This is a genomic window from Pseudomonas sp. S49 (assembly GCF_009866785.1).
Classification (GTDB): Bacteria; Pseudomonadota; Gammaproteobacteria; order Pseudomonadales; family Pseudomonadaceae; genus Aquipseudomonas.
Map to the genome: position 1 here is coordinate 325,959 of NZ_CP019432.1, position 17,557 is coordinate 343,515.

Below are 17,557 nucleotides of genomic sequence, written 5' to 3' on the forward strand. Positions count from 1 at the left end.
GAAAAGACGGCCTTTTTTGTGGGCGATTGAAAAGCAGAAGCGAAAAGATCGCAGCCTTCGGCAGCTCCTACAGGAACCGGTGTAGGAGCTGCCGAAGGCTGCGATCTTTTGATTTTGAATTAAGCGGATTTGGCCATGATCAATCCAGTCTCACTCGCCGCTTCCAGCCGAATCGCAATGAACTTCGACGTCGGCGTATGGCTGCCATCCCCGGTGCTCTCCAGCGGCACCAGTGGATTCACTTCCGGGTAATACGCCGCCGCTTGCCCGGCCGGAATATCAAACGCCAGCAAGGTGAAGCCCTTCACCCGACGCTCGCGACCATCGTCCCACAGCGAAACGATGTCGGCCTTCTGCCCCGGCCGGAAGCCCAGACGAATGATGTCGGCCTCATTGGCAAACAGCACATCACGCTGGCCTTTCACCCCGCGATAACGGTCGTCGAGGCCATAAATCGTCGTGTTGTACTGATCGTGAGAGCGCATCGATTGCAGGATCAGATCCGGCAATTGTCCGGTCGCGCGGGTGCGTTCGTGCACCAGATCCTTGGGCAGCATGTTCGCGCGGAAGTTGGCCCGGCCCGACGGCGTGTTCCACTTGCGTGCGCCGGCGCTGTTGCCGAGGTAGAAGCCGCCCGGGTTCTTGATCTTCTCGTTGAACTCTTTGAAGTTGGGAATGGTGTCGGCGATCAGTTCGCGGATTCGCCCGTAGTCGGCCACCAACCAGTTCCAGTCCACCGGTTTACTGCCCAATGTGGCAGCGGCGATGCCGGCGATGATCGACGGCTCGGAGCGCATCTGGTTCGACAGCGGCTGCAACTGACCGTTGGAGGCGTGAACCATGCTGAACGAGTCTTCCACGGTGACCGCTTGCGGGCCTTCGGTCTGGATATCGATGTCGGTACGACCCAGGCACGGCAGGATCAGCGCATCTTTACCGTGAGCGAGGTGGCTGCGGTTGAGTTTGGTGCTGATCTGCACGGTCAGGTCGCAATTGCTCAGGGCTTCGAACGTACGCGGGCTGTCCGGCGTGGCTTGGGCGAAGTTGCCGCCCAGACCGATGAAGACTTTGGCGCGCCCTTCGGCCATCGCATGGATCGCTTCGACCACATTGTGGCCGTTGTGGCGCGGCACCTTGAACTGGAAGCGTCGCTCCAGCGAATCGAGAAACGCCACCGGCGGACGCTCGTTGATGCCCATCGTGCGGTCGCCCTGCACGTTACTGTGTCCGCGCACCGGGCACAGACCAGCACCGGGTTTACCGATGTTGCCGCGCAGCAGCATCAGGTTGGCGATTTCCTGGATGGTCGGCACCGAATGGCGATGCTGGGTGATGCCCATCGCCCAGCACATGATCACGTTCTTGCCTTTGGCGTACATGCGCGCGGCTTGTTCGATCTCGACCAGGGTCAGGCCGGATTGCTCGACGATCTGTTCCCACGGCGTGTCATCGACCACGCCGAGATACTCCAGCACGTTGGCGCTGTGGGCATTGAGGAAGTCATGATCGAACACAGCAGGTTCGCCAGCCTTCTGCGCATCGCGCTCCCATTGCAGAAGGAACTTGGCCATGCCGCGCAGCAGCGCCATGTCGCCACCGAGGGCCGGACGGAAATACGCGGTGTTGGTCGGTTTGTCGCCGTTGGTGAGCATTTCGATCGGGTGTTGCGGGTGCTGGAAACGTTCCAGGCCGCGCTCTTTCAACGGGTTGATGCACACCACTTGCGCGCCGCGTTTCACCGCTTCACGCAACGGTTCGAGCATGCGTGGGTGGTTGGTCCCGGGGTTCTGGCCCCAGACGAAAATCGCATCGGCGTGTTCGAAATCGTCGAAGGTCACGGTGCCTTTACCGACGCCGACACTCTGCGCCAACGCCACACCGCTGGCCTCGTGGCACATGTTCGAGCAGTCAGGGAAGTTGTTGGTGCCGTAGGCGCGCACGAACAGCTGATACAGATACGCCGCCTCGTTGCTGGCGCGACCCGAGGTGTAGAACTCGGCCAGATCCGGGCTCGGCAGACTTTGCAGGTGCTTGGCGATCAGGGTGTAGGCGTCGTCCCAACTGATCGGCTTGTAGCGATCGGTTTCGGCGTCGTAAACCATCGGCTCGGTCAGGCGACCCTGATACTCGAGCCAGTAGTCGCTCTGCTCCAGCAGCGAAGTGACGCTGTGTTTGGCGAAAAACTTGGCGTCGACACGGCGCTTGGTGGCTTCCCAGTTCACCGCTTTGGCGCCGTTCTCGCAGAACTTGACCATGCCGCTTTCCGGCGAATCGCCCCAGGCGCAACCGGGGCAGTCGAAACCGCCGTTCTGGTTGGTCTTGAGCATCATGCGCAGGTTTTTCAGGGCGTTGTCGCTGGTCAACCAGGCTTGGGCCACACTGATCAGGGCACCCCAGCCGCCGGCGGCACCTTTGTAAGGCTTGTAGCGCGGAACAGGTTTCTGGTCGGCTTGATGATGTTGGCTCACGCTTGATTCTCCATCGCGGGGCTATACACCCGCGGCGCACTTTTCTGCGGCAGGTGGATGAGATTGAGGTTGTGTCGACGGGCCCATTGCACGGCAAGGCCTGTGGGTGCGGACAGGCTGACCAGGGTCTGGATGCCGGCACGCAGGACTTTCTGGATCAATTCGAGACTGCAACGACTGGTGACAATCGCCAGGCCGCCTTCTGTGGATATCTTCTGGCGGATCAGTCCACCGATCAGCTTGTCGAGGGCGTTGTGCCGGCCGATGTCTTCGCGACCGAGCAGCAATTCGCCGCTGCCATTCATGAACACCGCCGCGTGCACCGCGCCGCAGTGCTGGCCGAGCGGCTGAAAAGCACCGATGCGCTGACGCAGACCGTCGAGCCATTCGATCGGTGGCAGCGGCGCGCCGGGCAGTACTTTCAAATCGGGCAATGCCTGCTCCACCGCTTCAACCCCGCACAATCCGCAACCGCTGGTGCCCGCCATTTGCCGGCGCTGTTGCTTGAGATTCCAGAACGCACGGTTGGCGATGGTCACTTGCGCGTATTGCGCAGATCCGGCCCCTGTCAGTTGCAGGTCATAGATGTCGGTGGCGTCTTCGATGATGCCGCTGCCGAGGCTGAAGCCGACGATGAAGTCTTCCAGGTCGGTCGGCGTCACCAGCATCACTGCCTGACTGATGCCGTTGTAGGCGATCGCCAACGCGACTTCCTCGGCCAGCGCAGTGCTGGTCGATTCCTCGCGGGGCAAATCGCTGTAACTGTACGTCTGGCTGGCGGCGGGCGCGGGCGTTTCGATTGCTGGCGCCGCGCAGGCTGGGCGCTTGGCGTTCATGGCATCACCGACGGTTTGATCAACGTTAAGACTAGGCGCGGCAAGTTGTCGCGTCTAATCGCTACTGTCGATCTATCGATAGATGCCGTCGATCAAGCGTCGCCTGGCGATTGCTGATACAGCGCAAAACAGGCCTCGGCCAGCGCCGAGCGCGGGGCGCCGCGGCGCATGATCAGGCCCAGCGGGGCGAGGGTTTGCGCGTCTTCGATGGGTTGCAGGCGCAGGTGGTCGGTGAGTTTTTCCAGACCGCCGTCGAGCGGCATGATCGCGCAGCAAAAGCCGCCGTGTACCGCTTGTAACAATTGATGCACGGCGTCGGTTTGCAGCAACGGTTGCGGGGTCAGCCCACGGCTGTGGAAGTTGTGGTCGATGGACTGGCGAAAGTGCATGCCGCTGGTGAGCATGCCCAGCGGCAGTTCGATCAGCGATTCCCAGCTCAAGGGGGCGTCGCCAAAGGTGAAAGAGCGTTGGTCGTAGAGCAGGCCCATGCGCGTTTCGCTAAAGGCCAGGGACTCGAAGCGTTCGTTGTCCAGACGATCGAGATACGACACGCCGAGGTCGATGCGGTTGTTCGCCAGGTGTTCGAGGATCTGTTCAGAACTCAGCGCCGACATTTCGAAACGCAGGTTCGGGTGTGCGGCATGCAGGCGTTGCATCAACGGCAACGGATCGAAACTCGACAGCGGCACCACGCCCAGTCGCAGCGTGCCGATGAGGTTGCCGCGACACGCCGCCGCTTCCGCGTGCAAACCGTCATAAGCCGCCATCACCGAGCGCGCCCACGCCAGCACCCGCTCGCCCGGCGCGGTGAAGCCTTCGAAACGCTGGCCACGGTTGACCAGCGGCAGGTCGAGCTCTTCTTCGAGGCTGCGCAGGCGCATCGACAGGGTGGGTTGGGTGATGTGGCACCGCGCGGCGGCCTGGCCGAAGTGGCGGGTTTCGTCGAGGGCGATGAGGAATTTCAGCTGCTTGATGTCCATCTTCGCTCCGGGCGCTGGCAGGGGTGGGCGATTCTACCGCTTGCGCGGTGGCAGGGTCATTGGTCGGCTTGGAACCGGGTTTGTCTGCGGTGGTCTAGGCTTGGACGACTGACCCTTTATTCCATGGAGAGAACCACGATGAGTCTTTTAAGTTTTGTAAAAGAAGCCGGTGAAAAGCTGCTCGATCTGCTGACCCCGGGTAACGCCAATGCCAGTGAGCAGTTGAAGGAACACATCAGCAAGGTCGGCCTGGGCAATCCGAATGTGCAGGCAACGGTGGACGGCGACAAAGTGACCGTTACCGGTGAAGTCGCGAGTCAGGAAGAGAAAGAAAAGATTTTGCTGGCGGTGGGCAATATTGTCGGGGTTGGCAGCGTGGATGATCAGATCACCGTGACCGGTCCGGTGGTGGCTGCAGCAAAATTTGTCGTGGTGAAAAAAGGCGACACCCTCAGCGCGATTTCCCTCGCTGTGTATGGCAACGCCAACCAGTACAACAAGATCTTCGAGGCCAACAAGCCGCTGCTGTCGCATCCGGACAAGATCTATCCGGGGCAGACGCTGCGTATTCCTGAGTAACACGTCGTAACGCCACTAGAAGCAGGCTCGCTCCCACATTGGATCGCATTCCAAATGTGGGAGCGAGCCTGCTCGCGAATGGGCCAACTCGGTATCAAAGCCCTGCAATCAAACTGCGGTAATCCTCAACCGCCGCAAACTCAGCCGTGTCCTTCGGCCCCTTGCGGCTGTCCGGCTCTTTCACCGCCAGCAAATGCGCGACCCCAAAATCCCGCGCACTGCGCAGAATCGGCAAGGTATCGTCGATAAACAGACTGCGCGCCGGATCAAAGCCGATGTCCGCTTGCAATGCATCCCAAAACTGCGGGTTCTCCTTGGGATAACCATAATCGTGGGAGCTGATCAGCCGTTCGAAATACGGCACCAGTTCGATCCGCTCAAGCTTCAGCGACAGTGAGTCGCGGTGCGCGTTGGTGATCATGATCACCCGTTTGCCGGCGCGTTTGATCGCCGCCAGAAAGGTATCGGCATCCGGTCGCAAGGCAATCAGATGCGCAGTTTCCAGCTTCAATTCCCGCACCGACAACTTCAGCTCGGCACTCCAGAAATCCAGGCAATACCACTGCAACTGACCGGCATGGCGTTCGAACAGCGGCTGCAATTCCATCTCGGCCATGGCCCGGCTGACCCCGTGCAGTTCGGCGTAGCGCTGGGGCAGGTGTTCCAGCCAGAAGTGATTGTCGAAGTGCAGATCCAGCAGCGTGCCGTCCATGTCGAGCAGAACGGTATCGATGTCGGACCACGGTAATGAAGGCATGGCAACGTCTCGAGCGGTAGAAAGATATCCGACATAAACAATCGGGAAAGCCGCGTTATAGTAGCGCGTTCACGCCAAGGAGCTTTGCATGCGCCAGAAACCCACCGTACTTGCCCGCGAGATCGTCGCCACCAGTCGCCTGTTTTGCGTTGAAGAACTCAAACTGCGTTTTTCCAACGGCGTGGAACGCACGTATGAGCGTCTGGTCGGCAAAGGTGCGGGTTACGGCGCGGTCATGATTGTGGCGATGCTGGATGCCGAGCACGCGGTGTTGGTCGAAGAGTATTGCGGCGGCACTGATGAATATGAGCTTTCTCTGCCAAAAGGGCTGATCGAGCCTGGTGAAGATGTGTTGGCGGCTGCCGAGCGGGAGCTCAAGGAAGAGGCCGGTTTTGGCGCGCGACAACTGGAACATCTGACCGAGCTGTCGCTGTCGCCCGGTTACATGAGCCAGAAGATTCAGGTGGTCCTGGCGACTGATTTGTACGAGGAACGTCTCGAAGGCGACGAGCCTGAGCCGATGCGTGTCGACAAAGTGAACCTGCGCGAACTGTCGTCGCTGGCGCTCAATCCTCAGTTTTCCGAAGGCCGTGCATTGGCTGCACTGTATCTGACCCGCGATCTGCTGACCGAGCGCGGGTTCTTTCCAGCATGAGTGAGATATCGATGACGTTTCCCCACCCGTTGATGGCGCCGGTCGTTGAGCTGGCATTGCAGGCCGGCGAGGCGATTTTGCCATTCTGGCGCGCCGGCGTTGTAGTCACGGCCAAGTCCGATGACTCGCCCGTGACGGCGGCGGATCTGGCCGCGCACCACCTGATCGTCGCCGGGCTGACGGCGCTGGATCCGAGCATTCCGGTGTTGTCGGAAGAAGACGCCAACATCCCCCAGAGCGTGCGCGCTGGCTGGCAGCGTTGGTGGTTGGTGGATCCGCTGGATGGCACCAAGGAGTTCATCAGCGGCAGCGAAGAGTTCACCGTCAACATCGCGCTGATCGAAAATGGTCGGGTGGTGTTTGGCGTGGTGTCGATGCCGACCAACGGTCGTTTCTACGTCGGCGGCGCCGGGCTTGGGGCGTGGCGTTGCGACAAGGGCGGTACGCCGGTTGCGATTCAGGTGCGTGATGTGCCGGGGCCGGGAGAGGCGTTTACCGTGGTAGCCAGTCGTCGCCATTCGAGTCCCGAGCAGGAGCGCTTGCTGGCGGGGTTGAGTGCGAGCCTGGGTGAGTTGCAATTGGCCAATATTGGCAGCTCGCTGAAATTCTGCCTGCTGGCTGAAGGCGCGGCGGATTGCTATCCGCGCCTGGCGCCGACTTCGCAGTGGGACACGGCGGCGGCGCAGGGTGTGCTCGAAGGGGCTGGCGGTGAAGTGCTGGATCTGCGCGGGGAAGCGTTCTGCTATCCGGCGCGGGAATCGCTGTTGAACGAGTTCTTTTTGGCGCTGCCGGCGAAGGCGGCGTGGCGGGAAAGGTTGTTGGCGTTGGCCCGGGGTTAAGTGGGCTGATCGGCAATCGCCCTCACCCCAGCCCTCTCCCCCAGGAGAGGGGGCCGACCGAGTTGTCTTGCATCACACATCGACCTGAAAGATTGGGTCGATTATGGATTCAGTGAAGCGCCTTCAGGTCGATGTACCTCTGAAGCATCCCCCAATCAGTCCCCTCTCCCTCTGGGAGAGGGCTCGGGTGAGGGGCTTTTGATCTTCAGCGGTGCAAAACGTACTGGCCGGTAAACCTCACGGCATCCTCATCGCTACCCGCATTGACGATCCGCGTATCGAGCGTCAACCGCGCCCGCCCATAACGCTGATACATCGCCAGAAACCTCTTCCACGCCTTCGCGTCAGGCGCCGGGCAAATCGCCGTGGCATCTCCGGTGACCGGAAGCGGATAACTGATCTGCCCTTCCTGAATCACAATGTGCCCGTCGGTGATTCCTTCCTCTTTCAGACGCAAATGCAACCAGCCCCAACCGGCCAGCACCGCGCCGCAGTAAAGACTGCCGCCGAACATGGTGCTTTTGTGATTGACGTTCGGATCGAGTGGCAGGTGCAGACTCAACTGCTGCTCATGCCAGTCGAGCACCTTCAGCCCCATGTCCCGTGTCAGCGGGATGTCGTGATGCAGGACCGACTCCAGATAGCGAGTGTCTGTGCTCATTCGTTCTCGTCCCCATGGCTGCTGTCGCCAAAGTTGAGGCCATGCTTGCGCAACTTGTCATGCAGGGTCTTGCGCGGAATGCCCAAGGCTTCGGCGAGGCTGCGTACGGAACTGTGAGCGCGTGCCAGTTCGGCAGCGATCAGTGATTTTTCGAAGTTTTCCACTTGCTCGCTGAGACCTCCGTTGATGACTTCGACCGTGGTGCTGCCACCGCTTTCGGCGCCAGCGTTATCCAGCGCCAGTTCCAGGCCGAGGGCGAAACGTTCGGCGGCATTCTGCAGTTCGCGCACGTTGCCCGGCCAGGTGTGACGCAGCAGCAAGGCGCGTTGTGCTGGTTGCAGCTCGTGGGGCGGCAGGCCGTGGCGGGCGCTGGCTTCATCGGCGTAATGCTGGAACAGCACCAATGCATCTTCGCCACGTTCGCGCAGCGGCGGAATGCGCAATGGCGCGACGTTGAGGCGGTAGTACAAGTCGGCGCGGAAGCGCCCCTGATCAGCGGCCTGACGCAGGTCTTCCTTGGTTGCGGCGATGACGCGGATGTCCAGCGGGATCAGTTGATTGCCGCCAAGACGTTCGACCACGCGCTCCTGCAACATGCGCAGCAACTTCACCTGCACGTCCATGCTCATGCTTTCGATTTCATCGAGAAACAGCGTGCCGCCATTGGCGAATTCGAACTTGCCGATCCGGCGCTTCTGCGCGCCGGTAAACGCGCCGGGTTCGTGGCCGAACAGTTCGCTTTCCACCACCGACTCGGCCAGTGCGCCGGCGTTGATCGCCACGAACGGGCCGTTACGGCGGCTGGATAAATCGTGCAGTGCGCGGGCGACCACTTCTTTGCCGGCGCCGGTTTCGCCGAGGATCAGCACATCAGCCTTGGTCGCGGCCAGCGCGCCGATCTGCTCACGCAGACGCAGCATCGGCGTTGAGTGGCCGACCAGCCGCGCACTCAATTCATTGCGGTCGCTGAGGGCCAGACGCAGGCTGCGGTTGTCCAGCACCAGTCGGCGCAGGGCCAGCGCGCGACGCACACTGTCGAGCAGCGCGTCGCTGGCGAAGGGTTTTTCGAGAAAGTCATAAGCGCCAGCGCGCATGGCCTGCACTGCCAGCGGTACGTCGCCGTGGCCGGTGATCAGCAGCACGGGCAGCTCGGGGTCTTGCGCGTGCAATTCGCTGAGCAATTCCAGGCCATCCATGCCCGGCATGCGAATGTCGCTGACCACCACGCCCGGCCAGTCACGCTCAAGCTGTGCGGCCAGACCCTTGGCTTCGGACAGCGGCAGAATTTTCAGGCCGGCCAGATCCAGGGTCTGACCGAGGGCCTGACGCAGGTGCGGATCGTCGTCGATCAACACCACCTGAATGCGATTGTCGATGGTCATGCACTTCGATCCTCGGACGGTTGCAGGCTGACCCCGGGCGCACCGGCGCGCAGCCGCAGGGTAATCAAGGCGCCGCCTTGCTTGTGGTTGGCGAACGACAGTTCTCCTCCGAAGGCGCGCATCAGCGTTTCGCAAATGGCCAGCCCCAGGCCAAGGCCCTGCGTACGAGTCTTGGTGGTGTAGAAGGGCTCGCTGGCGCGGCCGAGGGCTTCCATGCAAAACCCCGGGCCGTTGTCGCGAATGTACAGATTGACGCCCTCGGCGGTGGATTCGGCACTCAGCCACAGTTTGCGTGGCGGGCCTTTCTCGGTGAGGGCGTCGAGGGCGTTGGCAAGCAGATTGCCGAGCACCTGGCGCAGACGCGTTTCCCCGGCCTCGACCCACAGGGTGGCGGCGGGCAGGTCGCGGATCAGCTCGACTTCCATGCTCCGGCGCCGTTTTGCGAGCAAGGCCAGCGCATCGTCGAGCGCCGGTTGCAGGGCAACGCTTTCTGGCGCGTGGCGATCACGGCGGGCAAAGGCGCGCAGGTGGGCGATGATCGAGGCCATGCGTCCGGTCAGTTCGCTGATCAGTTTGAGGTTGCCGCGCGCATCGTCGGTGCGCTGATGATCGAGCAGCACTTCGGCGTTTTCCGCGTAGCTGCGGATCGCTGCCAGCGGCTGATTGAGTTCGTGGCTGATGCTCGCTGACATGGTCCCCAGCGCCGACAGCTTGCCGGCCTGGACCAGATCATCCTGGGCGCGCACCAGTTCTTGCTGGGCTTGCTCACGCTCCAGAACTTCTTCCTTCAAACGCCGGTTGAGGCCTTCGAGGTCGCTGGTGCGTTCCGCCACGCGACCTTCCAGTTCACGGCGTGCCTTGGCCTCGAACGCTATACGTTCCAGATAATGGCGGCGGCGCTGCATCATCAGGCCGAGCAGTAACATCACCACCAACAGCGTGGCGCCGCCGATGGCGACCACGGTGCGCACCGGGCGGTCGATCAGCGTGCGCGGGGCGAGAATGCTCACGCTCCAACCGGTTTCGGCGATGTCGTGGGTCTGGATCAACCACGCAGTCGGGCTAAGATTCAGCGGCCGCGGCTCGCGAGTCGGGTAAGGCTGGATAGCGGTGATCGCTGAACGCTCACTGTCGCTCAAATCACGGGTCGAGCGAAAGCGCCATTCCGGGCGCGAGGTGAGGATGACCACGCCGTTGTGGTCGGTGACCAGCAGTTGTTCCGGAGTTTTGCCCCACAGGCTTTCGGTGTGGTCGAGGTCGACCTTGATCACCAGCACGCCGATGATTTTTTCGCCGTTGCGCACGGCGGCGGCGAAGAAATAACCACGCTTGGCCGACGTCGTGCCGAGGCCGAAGAAGCGTCCTAGGCGTCCGGCCATGGCTTCGCTGAAATACGGCCGGAACGAGAAATTGCGGCCGACGAAGCTGTCGTGTTTGTCCCAGTTCGACGCCGCCAGTGTCTGGCCGCTGGTGTCCATCAGGTACATGACTTCGGCGCCAGTCTGCGCGGCAATGTTCTTCAGCAGGCGATTGGCATTGCCTTGGGTGACGCCGTCGTCAGGCGCACCGAGTACCGAGCGCAGCGCCGGCAGGTCGCCGAGGATTTGCGGCAACACTTCATAGCGGTGCAGGGTGCCCAGCAGGTTGGCGACGTACAGGTCGAGGGTCTGGCGGTTCTGCCCGGCCAATTCGCTGCGGTAATAGCGTTCGGCGAGATGTTCCAGCGGCCACAACAGCGGCGCCAGACACAGGGCCAGCAGGGCAAGACTGCGCCAGCGAGGTCTGGGGGGAAGGGTTGGTTTCATAAGCCGGATGCGCCTGAGGTGACAGGCGCATTATGCCCGGCCTCAGGCGAAGACGTCAGCGTCCTTGAGCAGCGCTGCGGCTTGGTCCTTGGCGGACAGCTTCGGCGCTTCGTCCAGCTGCCAGTCGATACCCAGAGCCGGGTCATCCCAGCGAATGCTGCGCTCGGACGATGGGTCGTAGTAGTTGGTGGTCTTGTAGAGGAATTCGGCGAACTCGCTCAGCACCACAAAACCATGGGCGAAACCTTCCGGCACCCACAGTTGACGATGGTTTTCAGCCGACAGACGCACCGCCACCGATTTGCCGAAGTGCGGCGAACTGCGGCGGATGTCCACGGCGACATCCAGTACTTCACCAACGGTCACGCGGACCAGTTTGCCCTGGGTGTTTTGCAGTTGGTAATGCAGGCCACGCAACACGCCTTTTTGCGAGCGCGAGTGGTTGTCCTGCACGAATTGCGTGTCCAGACCGGTGGCGTCCTGGAACGACTTGGCATTGAAGCTCTCGTAGAAAAAACCGCGCTCGTCACCAAACACCTTCGGTTCGATGATCAGGACACCGGGCAGGTCGGTGGTGATTACATTCATGAGGATTTCCATAGGCAGGTGTGAATGGCCGACATTCTTGCGCAAAGTGTCGGAGGGTGCGAGTGCTGCAAGACAAATAGCCCGTATACCTTTGCGCGGTTGGGGGTTGCGGATCCCGTCCAGCAATGGCGATATAGGCGCCTAATAACATTTCAGGGGTCGTTTCATGCCGCTCGCCACGTTGATTCATCGCGCCAGTTTGCCCAGCCCGCAGGTGTCTGCCGAGCAGGCCCGGCAATGGCTGGCGGAACACTACGGACTCAGCGGCACGTTGCAGGCCCTTGGCAGTCAGCAGGATCTGAATTTTCGCGTCGACAGTCCACGCGGGCGGTTCGTGCTGAAAATCTGCCGTGGCGATTACGCCTTGGTGGAGCTGCAAGCCCAGCATGCGGGCCTCAAGTATCTGGCCGAGCACGCGGTGGTGACGGTGCCGCGGGTGATTGCGGCCAATAATAGCGAGGATCTGCTGTCGCTGGAGGTTGGGGGCGAAGCCGTTCATGTGCGGCTGCTGGATTACATCGAGGGGCAGCCGCTCACGCATCTCGATCACTTGGGTCGTGATGTGGTGGCGGGTTTTGGCCGGCTCTGCGGTGAGATGGATCTGGCGCTGGCCGGGTTCGACCATCCGGGCCTTGAGCGCACGTTGCAGTGGGATGCCCGCCACGCCAGTGCACTGATCAGCCATCTGCTGCCGGTGATCAAGGATGAGCAACAACGGACATTGATCGCCGATGCCGCCGAACAGGCCGAGCGCCGTTTGCAGCCGTTGCGGGGCAAGCTGCCGGTGCAGGCGATCCATATGGACATCACCGATGACAACGCCGTTTGGGCGCGCGATGCCCAGCGTCACTGGCAGTTGCAGGGTGTGATCGACTTTGGCGATCTGGTGCGCACCTGGCGTATCACCGATCTGTCGGTGACCTGTGCGGCGTTGCTGCATCACGCCGCTGGCGATCCGTTTGTCATCCTGCCGGCGGTGCAGGCCTACCACGCGGTCAATCCGCTGCAGCATGAGGAGCTGCAAGCGCTGTGGCCATTGATCGTCGCGCGCGCAGCGGTGCTGGTGCTCAGTGGCGAGCAACAGGTCAGCATCGACCCGGCGAATACTTACAGCCGCGACAACCTCAGCCATGAGTGGGAAATCTTCAGGGTGGCGATATCGGTGCCACAGGCGCTGATGGAAGCGGCGATCCTCACTGCCGTCGGTCACGCATTGCCGGCGATCAACAGCGAAGGGTTTGCGCCCTTGCTGCCCGGTCTGGTCGGCCGCGAGTTTGCGCTGATCGATCTCGGTGTCCTGAGTCCGCACTTCGAGGCCGGCAACTGGGAGCAGGAGGGTATCGATCAGCACCTGTTGAACGAAGCGGCGGCGGCCCATGGTTTGGCGGCGAGCCGTTATGGTCAGTACCGTTTGTCGCGCACTCGTCCCGACAGTGCCGTTGAACCGGATACCTTCCCGCTGCACGTGGAATTGCGCGTGCCCGATGGCACCACCGTGGAGGCGCCGTTCGCTGGCGTCGTGCATCAGGCCGCAGACGGTGTGCTGCAACTGGATGGCCCGCAACTCAGTGTTCGTCTGTGGGGCGTGACACCTTCGCTGCACAGCGGCGCGGCGCTGGTCAAAGGGCAAGTACTGGGCGCGGTCAACGGCCCGCTGCGGGTGCAGTTGTGCCGAGGCGCGCAGCTCAATGCGCCGTTGTTTTGCACACCGACGCATGCTCCGGCGTGGCAGGCGCTGTGCCCATCGCCCGCTGCGTTGTTGGGGCTTGCCTGTGATGCCGAGCCGGAGCTGGACGCGAAAACCCTGCTCGAACGCCGCGATGCCAGTTTCGCCCGCACGCAAAAACACTATTACATCGACCCGCCGCGTATCGAACGCGGCTGGCGCAATCATCTGATCGACATGCAGGGCCGCTCCTATCTGGACATGCTCAACAACGTTGCGGTGCTCGGTCACGGTCACCCGCGCATGGCAGCGGTCGCGGCTCGTCAGTGGTCGTTGCTCAACACCAACTCGCGCTTCAATTATGCGGCGGTCGCCGAATTCTCCGAGCGCTTGCTGAAACTGGCACCGGAAGGTATGGATCGAGTGTTTCTGGTCAACAGCGGTAGCGAGGCCAATGACCTGGCGATTCGTCTGGCGTGGGCCTACAGCGGCGGGCGCGACATGCTCAGCGTACTCGAGGCGTATCACGGCTGGACGGTCGGCGCTGATGCGGTTTCGACCTCGATAGCCGACAACCCGCGAGCCCTGGAAAGTCGCCCGGACTGGGTGCATCCCGTGACGGCGCCAAACACCTATCGCGGTGAGTTCCGTGGCCTCGATTCGGCGCCAGAGTATGTGCGCAGCGTTGAGCGTCATTTGGAAAAGCTTGCCGAGCAGAAGCGCCAATTGGCCGGATTCATCTGCGAACCGGTTTATGGCAATGCTGGCGGTATTTCGCTGCCGCCGGGATATTTGAAACAGGTGTACGCGCTGGTCCGTGCGCAGGGCGGTGTGTGCATCGCCGACGAAGTGCAGGTCGGTTACGGGCGCATGGGCCACTTCTTCTGGGGGTTTGAAGAGCAGGGCGTGGTGCCGGACATCATCTGCATGGCCAAGGGCATGGGCAATGGTCAACCGCTGGGCGCGGTCATCACTCGCCGGGAAATTGCCGAAGCGCTGGAGGCTGAGGGTTACTTCTTCTCGTCAGCGGGTGGCAGCCCGGTCAGTTGCCAGATCGGCATGGCGGTGCTCGATGTCATGGAAGAAGAAAAACTCTGGGAGAACGCGCAAGTGGTCGGTGGCCACTTCAAGGTGCGGCTCGAAGCGTTGATCGATAAACATCCGCTGGTGGGGGCGGTGCACGGTTCCGGGTTCTATCTGGGGCTGGAGCTGATCCGCAATCGCGAGACGCTGGAGCCGGCGAGCGAGGAAACCGCGTTGCTGTGCGATCGCCTGCGCGAGTTGGGGATTTTCATGCAGCCGACCGGTGATGATCTGAACATTCTCAAGATCAAGCCACCGATGGTGACGTCGCGTCAGAGTGTGGATTTCTTTGTCGATATGCTCGACCGAGTCCTCAGCGAAGGTCTGTAGAACGAAGCCAATCCCCTGTGGGAGCGAGCTTGCTCGCGAAAGCGGTGTGTCAGTCACTCTATGCAGTTACTGATACACCGCATTCGCGAGCAAGCTCGCTCCCACATTTTGTTTTTGGTTTTTAATTCGATTTGTATCGGCTTTTATTGAATTTATTTAGACGAAAGGCATTTAACAAGCTTCTAAAGCCGATATTTATCGGTTATAAAGTCGCCATCGCTCCGGCATGGCGATCTCATGTCCGGTGCGCGCGTTTTTCTTTTCGGTCGAATTCTCGGCCGTCGAAGCACCTGCCCGGAGATGATTCATGAGCCGTATCGTTACCGTCGCCGCCACTCAGATGGCCTGTTCCTGGGATCTGCAAGCCAACCTCGAAATCGCTGAAAGGCTGGTGCGTGAAGCCGCCGCCAAAGGCGCGCAGATCATTCTGATTCAGGAGCTGTTCGAGGCGCCGTATTTCTGCCAGAAGCCGAACCCGGACTACCTGCAACTGGCGACGACGGTGGAAGACAACGTTGCGATCAAGCACTTCCAGAAAGTCGCCAAAGAACTGCAAGTGGTGCTGCCGATCAGCTTCTATGAACTGGCCGGCCGCGCGCGTTTCAACAGCATCGCGATCATCGACGCCGACGGCAGCAATCTCGGGATTTATCGTAAAAGTCACATCCCGGACGGCCCGGGCTACCACGAGAAGTATTACTTCAACCCGGGCGACACCGGTTTCAAAGTGTGGAATACGCGTTACGCGAAAATCGGCGTGGGCATCTGCTGGGATCAGTGGTTCCCGGAAGCCGCGCGCAGCATGGCGTTGCAAGGGGCGGAAATCCTCTTCTATCCAACGGCAATTGGCAGCGAGCCGCACGACAAGACCATCTCGTCGCGCGATCACTGGCAGCGTGTGCAGCAGGGCCATGCCGGCGCCAACCTGATGCCGCTGATTGCCAGCAACCGCATCGGCAACGAAGAACAGGACGGCTACGACATCACGTTCTATGGCTCTTCGTTCATCGCCAACCAGTTTGGCGAAAAAGTGCAGGAGCTGAATAAAACCGAAGAAGGTATTCTTGTGCACACTTTCAACCTCGACGAGCTCGAACACATTCGCAGCGCGTGGGGTTCATTCCGTGACCGCCGTCCGAACCTGTACGGTGCGTTGAAAACCCTCGACGGTTCCCTGGAGTCCTGATCCCGATGACCACCTTGAAAAGTACCCCGCGCGCCGACGGCTTTCACATGCCGGCCGAGTGGGCGCCGCAGACGCAGACCTGGATGATCTGGCCCGAGCGCCCGGACAACTGGCGTCTGGGCGGCAAACCGGCGCAAGCCGCACACGCTGCGGTGGCCAAGGCCATTGCGCGTTTTGAACCGGTGACCGTGGCCGTGTCCGCCGGCCAGTACGAAAACGCCCGCGCGCGCCTCGACGTGCCGAATATCCGCGTGGTCGAGATGTCCAGCGATGACGCCTGGGTACGCGACAGCGGCCCGACCTTCGTCATCAACAACAGCGGCGAAGTGCGCGGTGTGAACTGGGACTTCAACGCCTGGGGCGGTTTCGACGGCGGTCTGTACTCGCCATGGAACCGTGATTCGCAGGTTGGCGGCAAGATCCTCGAGATCGAGCGCAGCCCGCGTTATCGCACTGAAGGTTTCGTGCTTGAAGGCGGCTCGATTCACGTCGACGGCGAAGGCACGCTGATCACCACCGAAGAATGCCTGCTCAACCGCAATCGCAACCCGCATCTGGGTCGCGAAGAGATTGAAGCGGTGCTCAGCGCCAATCTGACTGTGGATAAAATCATCTGGCTGCCGGACGGTTTGTTCAACGACGAAACCGACGGCCATGTGGATAACTTCTGCTGCTACGTGCGTCCGGGCGAAGTATTGCTGGCGTGGACTGATGATCCGCAGGACCCGAACTACCCGCGCTGCCAGGCGGCAATGAAAGTCCTGCAAAGCAGCACTGATGCCAAGGGTCGCCCGTTCACGGTGCACAAAATGCCGATTCCGGGGCCGCTGTACGCGACCGAAGAAGAGTGCGCCGGCGTCGATCCGGTGGATGGTACACAGGAGCGTAATCCTTCCGTACGCCTGGCCGGTTCTTACGTGAACTTCCTGATCGTCAACGGCGGCATCATCGCGCCGAGCTTCGACGATCCGATGGACGCCCCGGCAAAAGAGATTCTGCAGAAGCTGTTCCCTCAGCACGAAGTGGTGATGGTGCCGGGCCGTGAACTGTTACTGGGTGGCGGCAATATTCACTGCCTTACCCAACAGCAACCCGCGCCGCACAAAGAGTGAGTTGAGTTGTAACAGCTTGAGTTGATTAACAAATCAGCCGGGCAGTGATTAGCTCGCTATGCATCAACTGAGGCCCGCAGCCCGACAGGACTGCGGGCTTCTTTGTATCCGCTTGTCGACAAATGAGAAACCTTGGCATAGGTCTTGTATCCGACAAAGGGCACTAGGGAGGGGGAAGAACTTCAACAGTTCTGTCATAAACCTTGGATAACGTAGCCGCTCACGAACGGGGAGAGAGCGCTGAAATGAACGCCGAAGTGAACGTAGTCAGCGAGCGGACGTTGCATCCCATGGCCGTTAACGGCGAATCGCTCCAGATTGTCGCGCACTGGTTGAAGTCCAATGGAACGCGTCAGATCAGGCAACCTGATCCGCGCCGGATGATGATCGAGCGTTACCCCGCTGACCTGTTCAGCGAGGCCGAACTGGATGCGTTGTGGGCTGTGATGGAGGGATAAGAAGAACAACAGGGATTGGTCAAAGCGCTGCCGGGATGGCGGCGCTTTTTTATGCACGATTATTTTGTACGCACCCACTCAATGTGGGAGCGAGCCTGCTCGCGAATGCGGTGGATCAGTTAACAACGATGTCGACTGACCCTACGCTTTCGCGAGCAGGCTCGCTCCCACA

Annotated in this window: 15 protein-coding genes and 1 pseudogene; 8 read left to right on the top strand and 8 right to left on the bottom strand. The window is 61.0% G+C overall.

Going from position 1 to position 17,557, the window contains the following annotated elements; genetic code table 11:
• Positions 1-119: 119 nt before the first annotated feature.
• The 3 genes from PspS49_RS01425 to PspS49_RS01435 form a co-directional block, all read right to left on the bottom strand.
• The gene (locus PspS49_RS01425; protein WP_034151893.1) at positions 120-2,468 is read right to left on the bottom strand and encodes an FdhF/YdeP family oxidoreductase; all 2,349 of its coding nucleotides are present in this window, start codon (positions 2,466-2,468) and stop codon (positions 120-122) included.
• Positions 2,465-3,304, bottom strand: a complete 840-nt coding sequence (fdhD, locus tag PspS49_RS01430; protein ID WP_127925455.1) for a formate dehydrogenase accessory sulfurtransferase FdhD — start codon at positions 3,302-3,304, stop codon at positions 2,465-2,467. The genes PspS49_RS01425 and fdhD overlap by 4 nt, the downstream gene beginning before the upstream one ends.
• A gap of 92 nt (positions 3,305-3,396) precedes the next feature.
• Positions 3,397-4,284 (bottom strand): LysR family transcriptional regulator, encoded by an 888-nt coding sequence (locus PspS49_RS01435; RefSeq protein WP_160037856.1) that lies wholly within the window; start codon positions 4,282-4,284, stop codon positions 3,397-3,399.
• Positions 4,285-4,422: 138 nt separating this feature from the next.
• On the opposite strand from PspS49_RS01435, the gene lysM reads away from it, so the two are divergent.
• Positions 4,423-4,863 (top strand): peptidoglycan-binding protein LysM, encoded by a 441-nt coding sequence (gene lysM / locus PspS49_RS01440; RefSeq protein WP_160037858.1) that lies wholly within the window; start codon positions 4,423-4,425, stop codon positions 4,861-4,863.
• 94 nt (positions 4,864-4,957) lie between these two features.
• Here the strand turns inward: lysM and yrfG are convergent, their stop codons facing one another.
• Entirely contained in the window at positions 4,958-5,620 is a 663-nt protein-coding gene (yrfG, locus tag PspS49_RS01445) for a GMP/IMP nucleotidase (RefSeq protein WP_160037860.1), read from the bottom strand.
• Between the two features lie 88 nt (positions 5,621-5,708).
• Between yrfG and nudE the strand changes: the two genes are divergently transcribed.
• Together nudE and cysQ are read left to right on the top strand one after the other, a co-directional pair.
• Positions 5,709-6,275 carry an ADP compounds hydrolase NudE gene (gene nudE, locus PspS49_RS01450; protein WP_034151897.1) on the top strand — a complete coding sequence of 189 codons (567 nt, stop codon included), beginning with the start codon at positions 5,709-5,711 and terminating at the stop codon, positions 6,273-6,275.
• An 11-nt stretch (positions 6,276-6,286) separates the two neighbouring features.
• Positions 6,287-7,114 carry a 3'(2'),5'-bisphosphate nucleotidase CysQ gene (gene cysQ, locus PspS49_RS01455; protein WP_127925458.1) on the top strand — a complete coding sequence of 276 codons (828 nt, stop codon included), beginning with the start codon at positions 6,287-6,289 and terminating at the stop codon, positions 7,112-7,114.
• Between the two features lie 205 nt (positions 7,115-7,319).
• On the opposite strand, the gene PspS49_RS01460 is transcribed toward cysQ, so the two are convergent.
• Genes PspS49_RS01460 through rfbC form a run of 4 tightly spaced genes read right to left on the bottom strand, consistent with a single transcriptional unit; the run spans position 7,320 to position 11,550 of the window.
• Positions 7,320-7,775 (bottom strand): YiiD C-terminal domain-containing protein, encoded by a 456-nt coding sequence (locus PspS49_RS01460; RefSeq protein WP_127925459.1) that lies wholly within the window; start codon positions 7,773-7,775, stop codon positions 7,320-7,322.
• Positions 7,772-9,157, bottom strand: a complete 1,386-nt coding sequence (locus PspS49_RS01465) for a sigma-54 dependent transcriptional regulator (RefSeq protein ID WP_127925460.1) — start codon at positions 9,155-9,157, stop codon at positions 7,772-7,774. Before PspS49_RS01465 ends, PspS49_RS01460 begins: the two co-directional genes overlap by 4 nt.
• Complete coding sequence (locus PspS49_RS01470) at positions 9,154-10,962, bottom strand: ATP-binding protein (RefSeq protein WP_150750196.1); 1,809 nt, start codon at positions 10,960-10,962, stop codon at positions 9,154-9,156. Before PspS49_RS01470 ends, PspS49_RS01465 begins: the two co-directional genes overlap by 4 nt.
• Before the next feature lie 42 nt (positions 10,963-11,004).
• The gene (gene rfbC, locus PspS49_RS01475) at positions 11,005-11,550 is read right to left on the bottom strand and encodes a dTDP-4-dehydrorhamnose 3,5-epimerase (protein ID WP_127925462.1); all 546 of its coding nucleotides are present in this window, start codon (positions 11,548-11,550) and stop codon (positions 11,005-11,007) included.
• A gap of 166 nt (positions 11,551-11,716) precedes the next feature.
• Between rfbC and PspS49_RS01480 the strand changes: the two genes are divergently transcribed.
• From PspS49_RS01480 to PspS49_RS01495, 5 genes and pseudogenes are all read left to right on the top strand, one after another.
• Complete coding sequence (locus PspS49_RS01480; RefSeq protein WP_160037862.1) at positions 11,717-14,629, top strand: aminotransferase; 2,913 nt, start codon at positions 11,717-11,719, stop codon at positions 14,627-14,629.
• A 17-nt stretch (positions 14,630-14,646) separates the two neighbouring features.
• A pseudogene (locus tag PspS49_RS29750) lies at positions 14,647-14,733 on the top strand (metal ABC transporter ATP-binding protein); the annotation flags it as partial.
• Positions 14,734-14,936: 203 nt separating this feature from the next.
• On the top strand, positions 14,937-15,815 hold the full coding sequence (aguB, locus tag PspS49_RS01485; RefSeq protein WP_150750194.1) for an N-carbamoylputrescine amidase: 879 nt from the start codon (positions 14,937-14,939) through the stop codon (positions 15,813-15,815).
• Between the two features lie 5 nt (positions 15,816-15,820).
• On the top strand, positions 15,821-16,927 hold the full coding sequence (gene aguA, locus PspS49_RS01490; protein WP_127925465.1) for an agmatine deiminase: 1,107 nt from the start codon (positions 15,821-15,823) through the stop codon (positions 16,925-16,927).
• A gap of 245 nt (positions 16,928-17,172) precedes the next feature.
• Complete coding sequence (locus PspS49_RS01495) at positions 17,173-17,385, top strand: hypothetical protein (RefSeq protein ID WP_016986304.1); 213 nt, start codon at positions 17,173-17,175, stop codon at positions 17,383-17,385.
• The last annotated feature ends 172 nt before the right edge of the window (positions 17,386-17,557 follow it).